Genomic DNA, 15,419 nt, shown 5'->3' with positions numbered 1-15,419 from the left:
CCTTCAAGGGGTGTTACGGACATGACGAAGAGAAGCAACGAAAATTTGCTGCGTGAAAGCAAAGAAAGATATGATGCTCTCGTTCAATATTTGCCGGATGGAATCCTGGTCCATTCCGATTGCCGAATTGTATTCGCGAATGATGCCGCTGTAAGGCTGCTAGGCGCAACCGTCGTTGATGAGCTTTTGGGACAACCGATTTTTTTGTTCATTCATCCCGATTATGCGCATCAGCTAGAGGAGAGGATTGAACAATTTCTGAAGGCAGGTCGCCCTCATCGATCAGCATTCAGGAAGTTTGTGCGCTTAGATGGCGAAATCGTCAAGACTGAGGTTCATGCTGTACCGATAACATTCGACGGCAAGCCGGCTGTGCAGCTCATCATACGTGATATGTCCGAGTGGATTCGGATGGAGGAGACGCTGCACGAGAAGGATGATCTATACAAGACGCTGGTGGAGCATGTGGTCGCCGGTGTGTTTGTTGAGCAGAACGGCGTATTTGTTTATTTGAATCCGTATTTGGTTAAGATGCTGGGCTACCAATCCGAGGAGATGATTGGCCGCAAGCTGGAGGAGTTCGTAGACGAAGGGGAGCTACATACGCTCAGAAACAGCGATTTTTCTGTCCATGATCATGGACAGAAGCAGTTTCCGTTTCGAATCAAAGGCAAGCATAAGGACGGCAGCACGATCTACCTGGAGGGCAACAGCTCGATGATTACATTTGACGGCCAGGAAGCGCTGCTCGGTACGGTACAGGATGTTACGATGAAGCACGAGCGGGAGCAGATGCTCCTGCAAAACGCCAAGCTGTATCAGCGAATTATGATGTGCATGCCGGAGCCGATCGTCATTACGCATAGTGAGAGAGTGCTCTATGTGAACCGCCATGCGATGGAGCTAGTCGGCGTTACAGATGATTCCTGTATTGTAGGCCGAAATCTATTTGAATACATTCACGAGAATGATCGTGAGAATGTGAAAGAAAAGCTGTCTTGGACCATCTCCGTAGATGAGCCGACCTCGTTCGCGGAAGCCAAAATCGTATTGACCAGCGGACGTGTATTGGAGGTTGAGGCATCCAATATTAGCATAGATAATTATATGGGCAAAAGGGTTGTGCTGAGCGTAATTCGCGATTTGACTGAGCGCAAGCGGTCAGAGGAGCGGATGCTCCGCTCGGAGAAGCTGTCGGTGATCGGACAGCTAGCAGCAGGCGTAGCCCATGAAATTCGCAATCCGTTAACCGCGCTGAAGGGCTTCACCCAGTTGCTGCGGTCCAAATACCGGGATGAAACGACGTATTTTGGGATCATGGAAGGCGAATTAGACCGTATTAATTTGATCGTTAACGAGTTCATGACGCTGTCGAAGCCCCATCTTTCTCCTTTCCAGCCAGGCTATATGGACGATATTCTACAGAGTGTCGTCTCGATTCTGGATACGCAGGCTATCCTGATGAACGTAGAGATCATCTATCGACCTCTGGGGGAGCTGCCGCTTATGAACTGCAATGAGAATCAATTAAAGCAGGTGTTTGTCAATGTGATCAAAAATGCGGTTGAATCGATGCCAAATGGCGGCAAGGTGGAGATTACAGCTCGCACGGTGGAGACGCATAAAGGACAAAGCATCCATATTCAGGTCAAGGATGAGGGGCAGGGGATTCCGCAGGAGCTGATCAGACGGCTGGGTGAACCCTTTGTCACGACCAAGGAGAAGGGAACGGGTCTTGGCCTTATGGTGAGTACACGCATTATTGAAGCGCATCATGGCACATTGCATATCCAGAGCGCGCCGAATAAAGGAACGACTGTAGATATTTCGCTGCCTGTTCTTTGATCCTGAATTCATCTACCGATGATTATAGTAGAGCAAAAAATGATGGAGGAGCGTGAACGACGATGACAACGCAAAAGGGAAAGCTGGGGACAAGCACGATTACGCAGATTGGCTTGCTGGTTCATGATATTGAGGCTGTGTCGCAAGCCTATGCCGATTTCTTCGGATTGGAGAAGCCCGAATGGTTTTGGACGGATACCGTAGATAAAGCGCAGACGGAGTATAGCGGGAAACCAAGCGAGGCGCGGGCGAAGCTGGCTTTTTTCGATATGGGCTCGCTTCAGCTGGAATTGATTGAACCGGATCGGCATCCCAGCACATGGCGCGAGCATCTCGACGCGCATGGGGAAGGCGTCCATCATATTGCGTTGATCATCGAAGGCATGAAGGAGAAAGTAACGCTCATGGAGGGACAGGGAATGAAGCTGGTCCAGAGGGGTGAATATACAGGCGGAAGGTATGCCTATATGGATACGTTCCCGCAGCTAAAGGTGATGCTGGAGCTGCTGGAGAATGACCCTTCGTAAGATCTGAATTTCTAATTTGCTCATACAGAAACGCCATTCCAGGATGAGTCGATCATCGAGGAAATGGCGTTTTTTATGATGGCTTCAGTCTGACATGGCAGACGAATGTTCGCTATACAGCTCAATCGGAAGTGGCCGTATTCATGCTCTCATTATGCTAATGTCCGCAAAGCAGCATACGTATTTTTTAGCATTTGAGGGCCTGCCATGTTGGCAGCTACAGAAAACCACTCGGAATGCGTTAAGATTTTGCCAATTAGATAAAAAGCGATCCCGCCGATCAATTCAAAGGCGAGGAATTCCTTCCACTTCCACGCAGGAACAACATAGACGATAAATACGTCTTTACTTCCAGCCCCAAAGCGTCCCTTCAACCGTTAACCCTCCTGCCGCAATCCTACAGAGTTCCATACTCATTAGCGTATGCGCGGCAGCTTTTCCAACATTCGCATCAACTTGTTTGCAGAGCTTCTTGCAATATGTCCAGCATGGCATCGATATGAGAGTGCTCTACAATGAGCGCCGGCATGAGGCGAATGGTATGGGCATTAGGTGCATTCACCAGAAGTCCCTTCTCTCTGCACTTCTCAACCAGTGAAGGAGCGTCCGGCACATCAAAGGCGAGCAGAAGGCCCAAGCCCCGAACATTCGTAATCGGCATGGTAGCGGACAAGCGCTTCAGCCCTTCCATCAAGTAGTGGCCTTGCTTATACGCTTGATCGGCAAGGTCAAGACGGAGCAGCTCGCCTAATACCGCCAACCCTGCCGCCATAGCAAGAGGTTGGCCGATATAAGTGCCGCCTTGATCGCCGGGCTGGAACAAGTCGTATTGCTCTTTCGTCAGCATGGCCGACAATGGGAAGCCGCCGCCGATTCCTTTGCCCAGCGTGAGAATATCCGGTTGAATGCCATAATGCTGGTAGGCGAACATTTTGCCCGTACGGCCTAGGCCGGTCTGGATTTCGTCAAAAATAAGCAGAATGCCGTACATGTCGCATATTTTGCGAAGTCCGTACAGGTAGGCTTCACTAACCGCATGAACTCCGCCTTCTCCTTGCACAAGCTCAACCATAATGGCGCAAGTCTGGTTCGTGACTGCGGCGAAGCAAGCGTCCAGATCATTTATAGGCACATGTACGAATCCGTCCACTTTCGGTGCGAAGAGAGGCTTCCATTGCGCTTTGCCAGTTGCAGACATCATGGCCAGCGTGCGGCCGTGGAAGCTGTTCGTTAACGTGATGACCTCATAAGCGCCGTTGAGGTTCAGTGCTCCATGCTTGCGGGCAAGCTTAACCGCGCTTTCGTTCGCTTCCGCACCCGTGCTGGTGAAAAACACTTTATCCATGCCGCTGACGCTAGTAAGCTGCTCGGCGAATTGGATCTGCGGCTCATTATAAAAGGCAGGGCTGGCATGAACCAGCTTGGATGCCTGCTCGGCAAGCGCTTGTTGCAGGACGACAGGAGAGTGGCCAAGGCTGTTGACAGCCCAGCCGCCGATAAAGTCCAGATAGCTATTGCCCTCCGTATCGTATAGCATCATGCCTTCGCCGCGCGCCATGACGATATCCGGACGAATGGCTGTATTCAGCACATGCTTTTTGGCCAGGTCAATGGGAGCTGGTATATGGGTAATGGTGTGAGTGTCTTTTTCCAAAGATGAAACATGCATGAGATTGGACATGCTTTCCCTCCGTTCAAACTTAATACTGTATAAATATACATCATAACGAATTAATATTCAATAAACAATTGAAGGATTTATGCTTTGTAGATCGCCCGTTGTTTTGAAAAATAAAGCTATACTTTTATGGGAATATAGGGTACTATCTTTATCCCGCTGTTTCACGCAGGGCAGGAGAGGGAACGGAATTGGCTCTCCGTCCGAGCGGCTTCGGCGCAATACATACAGGAGGATTAAGAGAGCATGAACCGGAATGAGGCATGGATTCGGCTGGACGGCATTGAGAAGAGATTTAAAGTCGCGACAAGGACGGCTGGGCTCAAGGAAGCGACTAAAGCCTTGTTCGCGCGCAAGCACACCGTCGTGGAGGCGTTGAAGGACATTACCTTCTCCATCGGGGAAGGAGAAATTGTAGGTTATATCGGACCGAACGGAGCGGGCAAGTCAACCACGATCAAAGTGATGAGCGGCATTCTGGTGCCGGATGAGGGTCAGTGCTCCATTATGGGCTATACGCCGTGGAAGGACCGCACGGAATACGTCAAGCATATCGGCGTCGTATTCGGACAACGGTCGCAGCTATGGTGGGATGTGCCGGTCATGGATTCGTTCGAGCTGCTGAGGGACATCTATGCGATACCGGACGGCATGTACCGGGACAATCTGGCGATGCTGACCGAGATGCTTGATCTGGAGGCGATTCTGAGGATGCCGGTCAGGCAGCTGAGCCTGGGGCAGCGGATGCGCTGCGAGATTGCAGCATCGTTGCTGCACAGTCCCAAGCTGCTGTTCCTGGACGAGCCTACGATCGGGCTGGATGCGGTTAGCAAGCTGGCAGTACGCAATTTTATTAAAAAGCTGAATCGGGAGCAGGGTGTGACGGTCATTCTGACCACTCACGATATGAGCGATATCGAAGCGCTGGCGGATCGGATTCTGATGATCGGCAAAGGTACCCTTTTGTATGACGGCACACTTGGTGAGCTGAAGGAACGGTTTGGGACAGGCAAGACGGTGACGGTCGATTACAGGGGACGTTCTGGACCGGTAACGATTGAAGGGGCAACGCTGATCGAGTGGGCGGACGAACGAGCGGTATACAGCTTTGATTCGGAGAAGGTGACGCTTGCGGAGATGGTCACCCGCTTGTCGGAGGCAGTCGAGGTGGTCGATCTCTCTGTTTCGGCTAAGGACATCGACGAGATTATTGTTCAGCTTTATGAGGAGCACCAGATATGAAAGCTTATACTTCGATCTGGCGCCTTCGGTTTATTAACGGGATGCAATACCGCTCGGCGGCGCTTGCCGGTATGGCGACCCAGCTATTCTTCGGATTTGTCTTCATCATGATCTTCGCTGCATTCTACAGCAACAGCACGGGCTCACAGCCCATTTCCCTGGATGATTTGATTACGTATGTTTGGCTTCAGCAAATCTTCTTGTCCTTCATCATGTTATGGTTTCGCGATCAGGAATTGTTTGATTTGATTACGAACGGCAACATTGCCTATGAGCTATGCAGGCCGATGGATCTGTACCCGCATTGGTATTCGAAGCTTCTGGCACAACGATTTGCGAGCGCTACGCTGCGTTGTTTTCCGCTGCTGGCGATCGTATTTGTCATCCCTGAGCCTTACCGGATGGGGCTCCCGCCGAATTGGGGTTCATTTGGCCTGTTTCTGGTTGCGCTGACGCTGGGCTTGCTGGTTGTCGTGGCCATCTCGATGCTGATCTACATATCGGTGTTTTGGACGATGTCGCCGGTCGGCTCCATTCTGATGATTGCGGTTGCGGGTGAGTTTTTGGCGGGCATGGTTATCCCGGTGCCGCTTATGCCGTCGTGGCTGCAGCCGATCGTGTACGCGCTGCCGTTCCGCTGGACGACCGACTTTCCGTTTCGCGTCTATTCCGGACATATTCCTGTCGCGGAGGCGGCATGGGGAATCCTGATTCAAATCGCGTGGCTGTCGGTGCTTGTTTTAGCTGGAAAAGCTTTAATGAAAAAAGCGCTGCGAGCCGTCGTCGTGCAGGGAGGGTAGACGAACATGCGACTGTATTTCAAATATTTAAGCATTCACCTCAAATCTCAGATGGAATATCGGACATCATTTTTGCTGATGAGCATAGGGCAGTTTTTTATCCCCTTTATGGTGTTCGGGGGCTTGTATTTTATGTTTCAGCGTTTCGGAGAGCTGCAGGGGTGGAGTTTCTTTGAGGTAGCTCTTTGCTTTTCGGTCATTCATATGTCGTTTTCGCTGAGTGAATGTTTCGCGCGTGGTTTCGATTCCTTCTCGTCGCTGGTTGGCAGGGGAGACTTCGACCGGCTGCTGGTTAGGCCCAGAAGCACAGCGCTGCAAGTATTGGGCTCGAAGTTTGAGTTTACGAGAATAGGAAGGCTGCTGCAAAGTGTGATCGTGCTGATCTGGTCGGTGTCCCATTTGCCGCAGATTTGGAGTTTTCCGAAGCTGTTGACGCTGCTGCTTATGATCGCCAATGGCACGATTATTTTTACAGGCATCTTTATTTTGGCTGCGACATTCTGCTTTTGGACGATCCAGGCGATTGAAGTAGCTAATGTCTTCACAGACGGAGGGCGCGAGATGGCGCAGTATCCGCTCAATATTTATGAAAAGTGGGTTACCCGTTTCTTTACGTTCATTATTCCGTTCGGCTGCGTCAGCTACTTGCCGCTCATGTACCTGCTCGATAAGCGGGAGGGCAGTATGTTTCTTCCTATGATGATCACGTTCGGCGGTTTGCTATTCCTCATCCCATGCCTGCTAATCTGGCGATTCGGCGTACGGCATTACCGGTCGACGGGGTCGTGAGTGATTGGTTGCGAGTGTGCACATTCAATGTCTTCTGAATGGAAGGATGGGGTGTGGGGCAATGGGGCATCGGTGGTGAATGGTTCCTTAAACGGACTATTCTACTTAGGCGGTTCGATGTGTGTTTGTACCAGATAAACGAGCTCGTTAGGCGGTGCAGCCTTCTGTATTCAAGTAAGGAGTTTAGACGAATGAGCACATGAATCGGTCAAAGGGGTTGCAGGCGCGGCGGCGGCTGTGCAGCACCGCAATATCATTGCGCTGCCGCTAGTCATGCATAGTTCATATATACCAGTCTGATGAACATTGTGCGTACTAGCTGTTATAGGCTGATAGTGGGAATGTGAGCGGAAGTTTGTTTTAACTAATCAATAACTCGCTAAACCATTCTGGAGGTGTTGAAGTCGAAAGGTTGCGAATATGCAAAAACGAGGTGCCTTTACCATTGAAAATTGATGGTGGAGGCATCTTTTTATTTATCTATAGATGATGATCAGGCTGCAAGCCGAAAAACTCGGCTTAGAGAGCAGAAAGCCGCCGCCGAGCGAGCTGTAAGCCGAGATACTCGGCTTAGAGAGCAGAACGTCGATGCCGAGCGAGCTGCAGACCGAAAAACTCGGCTTAGAGAACGAAAAGCTGCAGCCTGACTGAGCGCCGCCGGACAGCTCCCCCAAAACGCAAACAAGCCCGGGCTTTCCGGGTTGGAAGGCTTCGGGCTTGATGCAGGTTGCGGCTTGCCTTGATAGGCTGGCCGACATAGGATATCCCCATATCCAAGCGTATGCTGCTAATCTACGGATAAATAAGCGACGGCGCGCTGCTGAAGAACGGATTCTTCGGCAGGCTCAGCCGATGAAATCGGGCGTCCGGAGCCCGGGTTCTGCAGCTGTGTAATTGCGGCGGAAAATAAACGGTAAGCCCGATTATCGGGATTAAGAGTCTGCGCGATTCGTTCGGTGAGCCGTTCGGTCAAGGAAACGATCGAGAAACGGCCGATGAAGCTGCGGAATAGCGGACCCCAACGGTCGAGTTGCAGACTTGGCTCGCTGTCACTGACGAATTGCTCGTTCCAGCCATAACCGAGGTCGCTGCTAATGCGAAGACAAACGCGATACCCTGCCGAGTCAATCGCGAGCGCCGGTATGACGAATACTTCCACGCGGCTAATGCTAAGCTGCAGGGGTTGTTCCGAAGGGAATGGGGAATCTTGCAAAGATAAAGAAAGCATAAGACACCTCTCCTTTGTCCGCTTACGAGGTTAGCTGTCGGATTCGGGCTAGAGAGTAGACCCTACCGGGGGTACAAATCCCCGGACTCACCCCTTGCAAGGCTGCGGCCGGCTGTCGGCCCACGTCGCACTTACGTTGGTTCCCCCGCTTTTTCCAGGTCGGAAAAATTAAGCGTTGATGTTTACATAATATTTTAACTTTAAAATATCAATTTGTAAATGATATCTTATCGGGACAACCAATCGTCCAAAATATCCAAATACCGACATAATTACTTTGCGTTCCCGTCATATTTCAAGTATGATGGTAGATAAAAAGTGAACTCATGTTCAAATCAAAGGAGCAGCAAGCATGCATTCGAAAACTAGTCATTGTAAAATTGTCGATTGTACAATTCGTGACGGCGGACTCGTCAATAACTGGGATTTCAGCGTCGAGTTTGTACAGCACCTTTATAATAGCTTGAACGAAGCTGGTGTCGACTACATGGAGATCGGCTACAAAAACTCGCCGAAGCTGTTGAAAGGTGCAGATAGCGCAGGCCCATGGCGCTTCCTGAACGACGATTTCCTTCGCAAGGTCATTCCGAACAAAGGCAACACCAAGCTGTCTGCGCTGGTTGATATCGGCCGCGTTGACGAGAATGACATTTTGCCGCGCAGCGAGAGCCTGCTCGACCTGATCCGCGTAGCTTGCTACATTCAAGATGTAGACAAGGCTCTTGAGCTGGTGCAAATTTTCCACGACCGCGGATATGAGACGACGCTGAACATTATGGCGCTTTCCAACGTGATGGAGAACCAATTGGTCGAAGCATTCAAGCAAATTAACGACAGCGTTGTAGACGTTGTATACATCGTGGATTCCTACGGCAGCCTGAAGCCGGATGATGTAGGCTACCTGGTGGATAAATTCCAGCAGCATTTGCCGAACAAGCGTCTTGGCGTTCACGCGCATAACAACTTGCAGCTTGCATTCGCGAACACGCTGATCGCGGCGAACAAAGGCGTTGAGCTGCTTGACGCATCCGTATACGGCATGGGACGCGCGGCAGGCAACTGCAACACAGAACTGCTCGTATCGGAATTGCAAAATACGAAATACAATGTTCGTCCTGTTCTCGATATGATCGAGAAATACATGGTACCGCTTCGTGAGAAGGAAGAGTGGGGCTACATCATCCCTTACATGATCACAGGTATTCTGGATGAGCATCCGAGATCCGCAATGGCGCTTCGCGTTTCCGAGAACAAGGATAAGGCCGTTGACTTCTACGATCAACTGACAACTCCGGAAATCTCCAAGTAACATCAAGCTGATGGAATACTAATCGTTCGGATAAAAAAGGCGCTTGCCGATTACGCGTTCATTCGCGTACGGCAAGCGCCTTTTTAGGGTTGAATTATTCTCTAACGTTTAAATCTCTGTACGAAGCAGCTCGCCATCACCGCGGATGGCCGCGGCGAAGCTTGGCTCGTTGGGGTGGAAGTAGGCGGTGCCATGATATTCTTCGCCCGTTATGGCTTTGGCCGTAAGCTGGACGCGAATATCCTCATTTTGGCCGAACCAGGCCAGAAGCGCCTTGTCCTTTACACCATCCGCATCAATGTACCATAGCTTGTCTCCGTAGTCGGTGACGATAACAAGCACCGCCTTCTCGAAGGCGACCTTGTAGGACGAATGCTGCGCGTATCCGATGGTTATTGCTGTTAGTTCGATTGTTTCCATATGTCATGCCTCTTCCTGTTGTTTCAATTTAACGCCTGGCACAGGGCTTCTTGTATTCCGCACCGCGCTCAGCTTCCAGCGGGCGTGGGGCAGCTGAGGTCTCGCGAGTTCACAAGCTGTCACAGCTTCAGCCGAACAGGCTGCCCCTACACAGTAAGATACACGCCTGCAACTGTATTAATACAGCTTGCCCTGCCGGTATAGGACGGAAGACAGCTTGGTCACGGCATGGACGAAGCAATTCTGACGGAGGGAGAGCGGGTCTCCGAAGTAAGCCGGCAGAATGCTGTTCATCGTCTTCTGCATCTTGGCGAACAGCTGTCTGTATACTTCCGCCTCCGAATAGAATTGTGTCTCTCTGCCTTGCAGCCATTCGAAGTACGAGACGATAACGCCCCCGGCATTGGCCAGAATGTCAGGCACGATAATGATGCCTTGGGAGGTTAAGGTCTCGTCCGCTTCTCCCGTAATCGGAGCGTTCGCCCCTTCTACGATAATGCGGGCTTTTACTTCATTCACGTTGCCGCTGTGAATCTGATCCTCCAGCGCCGCCAGGAACAGGACATCGACGTTCAAGTACAGCACCGCTTCGCGGTCCAGCAATTCCCCTGCAATGCCGCTTTCCTTCAGCGCGTCCTCCGTCGACGGCAGATCGCCCCGGTTCCCTGATGCGTACTCTACGAGCGCGGGAATATCAAGGCCGCTCTCGTTATACAAGGTCACGTTGCGGTCGCTGACCGCTACAACCTTGCCGCGAATATCGGAGCACTTGTAGGCTTCCATCGCTGTGACGGAGCCGACATTGCCGAATCCTTGCACGGCAATGGACATTGGCTTGTTCGCATAAGCAAGCGCAGTCGCGGCAAAAGGGTTCGAGCTGCCGGCCAGCCAGCCGATATTGTCACGAATGAAGTCATGCATCATATAGCGGAAGGTGAAGTAGACGCCTTTGCCTGTCGCTTCCCTGCGGCCAAGCGAGCCGCCGCTGACCAGGCTTTTGCCGGTAAAGCTGCCCAGGTAAGGAGAGCCGGGATGAATGCTCTTGTATTCCGCCATCATCCAGTCCATTTCCCGCTCGCCCGTGCCCATATCCGGCGCCGGTATATCTTTATCGGGTCCCAGTATATCGCTGAAATACTGGACGTACTTTTTGCAGATCTGATACAGCTCCTTCTCCGAGAAGCTGCGCGGATTGATGACGACGCCGCCTTTGCCGCCGCCGAACGGAACTTCGTGCAGCGCGTTTTTCAGCGTCATGAGCGCCGCCAGATTGGTGACCTCGTCTTCATTGACGGATTCATGGAACCGAATGCCGCCTTTGTAAGGACCAAGCGCGTCATTGTGCTGAATGCGGAAGGCGGGAATGCGTACGACATTGCCGTCTTCCAGCGCAATGCGCAGGAAAGCCTTATGTACTTTGTTAGGTGTCGACAGAATTGCCGCCAACGATTGAAAGGCTTGCTCCCGGCGTTGTCCTTGGACGAGGGGAAGGAAAGAAGAATCTCCCATTAACGCGTTCAGGGATAGTTGTACAATGGCTCCAGTCTGACTTGCCATAGGGATACGACCTCCTTGTAATAAGCTTATGATGTGTGCTCTGCCTGATTGTACCATATATTGCGCATGTGAATAAAATGCGGCATAATGTTAGAAAAGCTAACGCGGAAAAATCCATTTTAGTACAGAAAGCAGGCGATCGCCATGTCCGTCATTCGCGTTTTTATTTACGGCTCTTTGCTGCCGGGTCAAAGCAATCATCATGTCGTATCTAATTACGTGAAAAGCGATATGCCGGGCGTTATTGCGGGGAGACTCGTCGATTTTGGCCTATATCCAGCTGCTGTACGCGACCGCGCGGCGAAGGATAGCGAAGCTGTAATACGGGGGCAATGGATAACGGTAGACCGTCAAGGTCTTGCGGCCATGGATGTGCTGGAGGACTTTTACGGCATAGAGGAGAGTAATGAATACGACCGTATATGGGTATCCGACCTGGAATCCCGCGGTCTGGCGGGATGGGTATACGTATGGGATAACGATCGGGGCTATCCTGCCATACCGGATGGATACTGGCCGGATTATGCCGCGCGCAAGAGCGGATAGCATGAACAACATAAAGGCATCCAGGCCGGCGAAAACTGAAAGTCGCAGGCGGGATGCCTTTTTGCCGGGAATAAGCGGTTGTAAGGTCGTGTCTTTCCGTATTACTGTGAGGCTTGTTCGTCTTCCGATGCAAATGCAACGAGGGCAATATCTTCCCCGCTTTGATCGCTTAGATGCTCCTCCAATTGTCTGATCGCGTCAAGCGCATCAGGGAAATTGTCCAATTGGGCCAAGCGAAAGTGCCGGTCCATCATCAATGTTCACATCCTTTTCACAGGTCTTCTTTTAACAGAATGAGCGAAGAAGCCTGTCCTTATACGCTTTATTGCGTTTTTAAGCATAGGCTTGGATCAATTGTTCTTTTGCCCGGCGTCTAGTAAACTGGAGTCGAAAGAGGAAAGAAGGATGTGGAACCATGTCGTTTTCGTCGAATTCATCTCATACCCGTAAAGGTTTTTATAATCGCATAACAGGAATAGCGGTGAGAAGAGGAGCCGGTACCATACTCTTGCTTGCGGTGTTGGCCTGCCTGTTAGTGTATGCCAGTCCGTCCGTATATGCGGAGGGGCAAGACATGTGGGCAGCCTCGCATGACCATGCGCAGTCGGGGGCTTCAGGCCCGGAGGGCGCATTGCTAAAAGAAAAAGTAGAAGATGGCGTGATGTATGCGGCAAGAATCGTTTATTACCTGGCATTGTTGTTCACCTCCGGACTGATGCTGCTTAGGTTCTTAATTCCCAAGGGCGGCAATGGCGCCGAGCAGCGCAGCTGGCTGGATAAGTGGAGCGGAGCAGCCATCAAGACGCTGCTTGTCGCCTCTATTCTCTACGTCTTCATTCATGCAGCCCGTGTCGTTGGAAATCTTGGCGGCGGCGGGGATCTCTGGCTGCGGGTGTTCACGGAGACGGCGTCGGGCCAGCTGTGGCTAGCGTTAATCGCATTAGCGGCGCTTGGATTCGCGGCGCTGAAGCTTCCTGATATCGGCAAGGCCGTATGGGCGGTTCTGCTACTTCTAACAGAGAGCTTCGGCGGGCATCCAGCCGCCTCCGAGCAGATGGTGATGTCCGTTCTGTCCGACTTCGTGCATCTCGTATGCGCGGCGCTTTGGGCGGGCGGCGTGATGCTGCTGCTGTTGTTCTGGAGAGCGGACCGGAAGGAAGCGGGAAGATTCGCAGAGCGCTTCTCCTCTGTGGCATGGATGACAATCGTAATCTTGGTTGTGAGCGGCGTACTGATGACATGGACGCTCATTCCAAGCTGGCTGTACCTGATCTATACCGATTGGGGACTATGGCTGCTTGCCAAAACAGGCCTGGTTATTGGAGTGACCGGAGTCGGGGCTGTGCTGCGATACCGCGCCAGGCGCAGAGAGCTGCCGCGCGGAATATGGCTCAAGATGGACGGGCTGCTGATGGCCCTTATTGTCGGGATTGCAGCGATCTTTACTGTCATCAGCCCGATGCCGGACGGGAAGTCGCTTAATTATCACCAGATGGGCGAGGATCTTCACTACACGCTGAAAGTATCGCCGAATGCGCCGGGACCGAACGATGCGTCGCTTACGATATGGCTGCCGGAGGATACGGGGGAGCCTCAAGCGGTGATGTTATCTCTTCGTAATGAGAGCAAGCGAGTCATAGACGTAGCGCTTGAGCGGTCCGATTCAGAGGGAGGCATCGCATTCCCCGGATTCCATGAATTCCGGTATAAGGCAGAAGATGTTGTGCTGCCGCGTCCGGGCATTTGGACGGCGGTTATTACGGTAACACAAGCCTCCGGGGAGACACTGGAGCGGGAATTCGCCTTTGACAGCAATTAATGCATTACATAGGAAGAGGAGGAGCCGCATTGTCCTATAGATGGTTAAAATGGCTCATTCTATGGATCCCTACCGTTGTCATCGGGTTATGGGAATATGTCCGGCACGCTTTTCTCCTGCCGTACGTTTCGATGGAATTAGGGAACTGGCTGGCCCCTATCTTCGTATTTCTGATTACGCTGACGCTCGTCCGCCGCTTATTCGCCAAGCTGGAGGCGATGCAGGATTCGCTGAAGCGGCAGCAGGTAGTGAAAGCCGCATTTGAAGAAAGAGAGCAGCTCGCCAGAGAACTGCATGACGGAATCTCGCAGTCGCTGTTTATGCTGTCGGTGAAGCTGGACAAGCTCGATCGCGCGCAGTCGGAAGCGGATGCCTCAAAAGCAATGGAGGGTGTGCGTCATACGGTCCGCCACGTCTACGAGGATGTCAGGCAATCGATATCCAATCTGCAAAACATGCCGCAGCCAACGGACTCCACATGGCTGCAAGGCATTCATCAGTTGGCCGCAGAGCTGGAGCAAGGTCAAGGCATTACCGTGAAGGTGGATTCCAAGCTCTATGACGGGCTTCTGACGAACAGGCAGAAGGTGGAGCTGCTGGCCATTCTCCGGGAAGCGCTGATGAATGTGCAGAAGCATGCGGGCGCTTCGGCTGTCAGCATCCAGGCTGAGCATCATGGCGCGCTTAATGTGCCTGTTCCGGCGTTCAGCTGCGTAATTGAGGATGACGGCAAGGGCGCGTTGGAAGAGGAACTTCAGGAGCTGGGCAAATACGGCATCCGAATGATGCGGGAGCGGGCGAAGGCAATGGGCTGGCGGCTTGATATAGGTCCGAGCGCACTTGGCGGCATTCGAATCGCAATTACGGGAGGAGGCGCAAAAGGATGAGCGGGCGACTGGGAAAAGTGAGAGTGTTGATCGTGGATGACCATCCCCATGGCAGGGAGGGCATTCGCGAAATTTTGTCGGGAGACGATCTGTTCGAAGCGGTGGGCGAGGCGTCCAGCGGGGAAGAGGCGATTGCGCTCGCCTCCGATCTGTTGCCTGATCTTGTGTTGATGGATATTCGGATGCCGGGCATGGGCGGGCTGGAGGCGACCTATAGGCTCAAGCTGCTGCTGCCCTCATTGAAGATCATTATGGTCACGGTATCCGATGACATTACCCATCTGTTCGAAGCGATCAAGCGGGGTGCGCAGGGCTATTTGCTCAAAAACCTCGACCCTTCCGCATGGCTGCAATATTTGCGCGAGATTGCGGTGGATGAGGCCCCTATGTCGAAGGAGCTGGCATTTCGTCTTCTCCAGGAATTCTCAGCCGGCGCTTCCGGCAGTACAGCAGGTACCGAAACTTCCGCTTCTCAACTTAACAGCGCATTCCCGCTTACCCCGTTATCCGGGCGGGAGCAGGAAGTGCTGCAGCGGGTGGCGACAGGCGCCTCCAACAAGGAGATAGCGGCTGTACTGAATTTATCGGAACATACGGTCAAAAACCATCTGAAAAACATTTTGCAGAAGCTGCATCTGGAGAACCGGGTTCAACTAACCAGATATGCCATGGAGCAAGGCTTGCTTCGGGGATAGTCCATTCCCTTAAGGATTTACATGTTATGGTTTTGGTTATAAAATCTGTATGAAGGACGACGACGGTCAAATAGGGG

The 15,419-nt window shown here is 52.0% G+C and carries 17 protein-coding genes and 1 riboswitch; of the genes, 10 read left to right on the top strand and 7 right to left on the bottom strand.

Translation table 11 applies throughout. The annotated features are described in order from the left end of the window. Window positions 1-21: 21 nt before the first annotated feature. Window positions 22-1,845, top strand: coding sequence for a PAS domain S-box protein (locus ACFVSO_RS19145; RefSeq protein WP_387476508.1), 1,824 nt, complete (start codon window positions 22-24; stop codon window positions 1,843-1,845). Window positions 1,846-1,907: 62 nt separating this feature from the next. Beyond that, entirely contained in the window at window positions 1,908-2,372 is a 465-nt protein-coding gene (locus tag ACFVSO_RS19140; RefSeq protein WP_387476506.1) for a VOC family protein, read from the top strand. 152 nt (window positions 2,373-2,524) lie between these two features. Here ACFVSO_RS19140 and ACFVSO_RS19135 read toward each other — a convergent pair whose 3' ends face one another. Then, entirely contained in the window at window positions 2,525-2,746 is a 222-nt protein-coding gene (locus ACFVSO_RS19135) for a hypothetical protein (RefSeq protein ID WP_387476504.1), read from the bottom strand. Between the two features lie 77 nt (window positions 2,747-2,823). Continuing rightward, entirely contained in the window at window positions 2,824-4,053 is a 1,230-nt protein-coding gene (locus tag ACFVSO_RS19130) for an aspartate aminotransferase family protein (protein ID WP_387476502.1), read from the bottom strand. A gap of 243 nt (window positions 4,054-4,296) precedes the next feature. Between ACFVSO_RS19130 and ACFVSO_RS19125 the strand changes: the two genes are divergently transcribed. From ACFVSO_RS19125 to ACFVSO_RS19115, 3 genes are read left to right on the top strand one after another with little or no spacing between them, the layout of a single operon-like run. Beyond that, window positions 4,297-5,292, top strand: a complete 996-nt coding sequence (locus ACFVSO_RS19125; RefSeq protein WP_387476500.1) for an ABC transporter ATP-binding protein — start codon at window positions 4,297-4,299, stop codon at window positions 5,290-5,292. After that, entirely contained in the window at window positions 5,289-6,092 is an 804-nt protein-coding gene (locus tag ACFVSO_RS19120; RefSeq protein WP_387476498.1) for an ABC transporter permease, read from the top strand. Before ACFVSO_RS19125 ends, ACFVSO_RS19120 begins: the two co-directional genes overlap by 4 nt. A gap of 6 nt (window positions 6,093-6,098) precedes the next feature. Beyond that, window positions 6,099-6,881, top strand: coding sequence for an ABC transporter permease (locus ACFVSO_RS19115; RefSeq protein ID WP_387476496.1), 783 nt, complete (start codon window positions 6,099-6,101; stop codon window positions 6,879-6,881). Between the two features lie 476 nt (window positions 6,882-7,357). Here ACFVSO_RS19115 and ACFVSO_RS19110 read toward each other — a convergent pair whose 3' ends face one another. Together ACFVSO_RS19110 and ACFVSO_RS19105 are read right to left on the bottom strand one after the other, a co-directional pair. Further along, a complete protein-coding gene (locus ACFVSO_RS19110; RefSeq protein ID WP_387476494.1) occupies window positions 7,358-7,639 on the bottom strand; it encodes a hypothetical protein in 282 nt (93 codons plus the stop codon). Window positions 7,640-7,668: 29 nt separating this feature from the next. Further along, complete coding sequence (locus ACFVSO_RS19105; protein WP_387476492.1) at window positions 7,669-8,109, bottom strand: 5-formyltetrahydrofolate cyclo-ligase; 441 nt, start codon at window positions 8,107-8,109, stop codon at window positions 7,669-7,671. Between the two features lie 4 nt (window positions 8,110-8,113). Further along, window positions 8,114-8,294: riboswitch (cyclic di-AMP (ydaO/yuaA leader) on the bottom strand. 167 nt (window positions 8,295-8,461) lie between these two features. Here ACFVSO_RS19105 and ACFVSO_RS19100 point away from each other — a divergent pair. Further along, window positions 8,462-9,418, top strand: a complete 957-nt coding sequence (locus ACFVSO_RS19100) for an aldolase catalytic domain-containing protein (protein WP_387476490.1) — start codon at window positions 8,462-8,464, stop codon at window positions 9,416-9,418. Between the two features lie 108 nt (window positions 9,419-9,526). Here the strand turns inward: ACFVSO_RS19100 and ACFVSO_RS19095 are convergent, their stop codons facing one another. Together ACFVSO_RS19095 and ACFVSO_RS19090 are read right to left on the bottom strand one after the other, a co-directional pair. After that, the gene (locus ACFVSO_RS19095; RefSeq protein ID WP_387476488.1) at window positions 9,527-9,838 is read right to left on the bottom strand and encodes a hypothetical protein; all 312 of its coding nucleotides are present in this window, start codon (window positions 9,836-9,838) and stop codon (window positions 9,527-9,529) included. 177 nt (window positions 9,839-10,015) lie between these two features. Then, window positions 10,016-11,395, bottom strand: coding sequence for a Glu/Leu/Phe/Val family dehydrogenase (locus tag ACFVSO_RS19090; RefSeq protein ID WP_387476486.1), 1,380 nt, complete (start codon window positions 11,393-11,395; stop codon window positions 10,016-10,018). A gap of 144 nt (window positions 11,396-11,539) precedes the next feature. Here ACFVSO_RS19090 and ACFVSO_RS19085 point away from each other — a divergent pair, with 144 nt between their 5' ends. Then, window positions 11,540-11,941 (top strand): gamma-glutamylcyclotransferase family protein, encoded by a 402-nt coding sequence (locus ACFVSO_RS19085; RefSeq protein WP_387476484.1) that lies wholly within the window; start codon window positions 11,540-11,542, stop codon window positions 11,939-11,941. A gap of 101 nt (window positions 11,942-12,042) precedes the next feature. Here the strand turns inward: ACFVSO_RS19085 and ACFVSO_RS19080 are convergent, their stop codons facing one another. Continuing rightward, window positions 12,043-12,195, bottom strand: a complete 153-nt coding sequence (locus ACFVSO_RS19080) for a hypothetical protein (RefSeq protein ID WP_387476482.1) — start codon at window positions 12,193-12,195, stop codon at window positions 12,043-12,045. Window positions 12,196-12,356: 161 nt separating this feature from the next. On the opposite strand from ACFVSO_RS19080, the gene ACFVSO_RS19075 reads away from it, so the two are divergent. From ACFVSO_RS19075 to ACFVSO_RS19065, 3 genes are read left to right on the top strand one after another with little or no spacing between them, the layout of a single operon-like run. Beyond that, complete coding sequence (locus ACFVSO_RS19075; protein WP_387476480.1) at window positions 12,357-13,760, top strand: copper resistance D family protein; 1,404 nt, start codon at window positions 12,357-12,359, stop codon at window positions 13,758-13,760. A gap of 29 nt (window positions 13,761-13,789) precedes the next feature. Then, window positions 13,790-14,647, top strand: a complete 858-nt coding sequence (locus tag ACFVSO_RS19070) for a sensor histidine kinase (protein ID WP_387476478.1) — start codon at window positions 13,790-13,792, stop codon at window positions 14,645-14,647. Then, window positions 14,644-15,342, top strand: coding sequence for a response regulator (locus ACFVSO_RS19065; protein WP_387476476.1), 699 nt, complete (start codon window positions 14,644-14,646; stop codon window positions 15,340-15,342). Before ACFVSO_RS19070 ends, ACFVSO_RS19065 begins: the two co-directional genes overlap by 4 nt. The last annotated feature ends 77 nt before the right edge of the window (window positions 15,343-15,419 follow it).

This window comes from Paenibacillus sp. NPDC057967, from assembly GCF_042887015.1.
Lineage (GTDB): Bacteria > Bacillota > Bacilli > Paenibacillales > Paenibacillaceae > Pristimantibacillus.
This window is presented reverse-complemented; position numbering and strand designations above follow the sequence as displayed.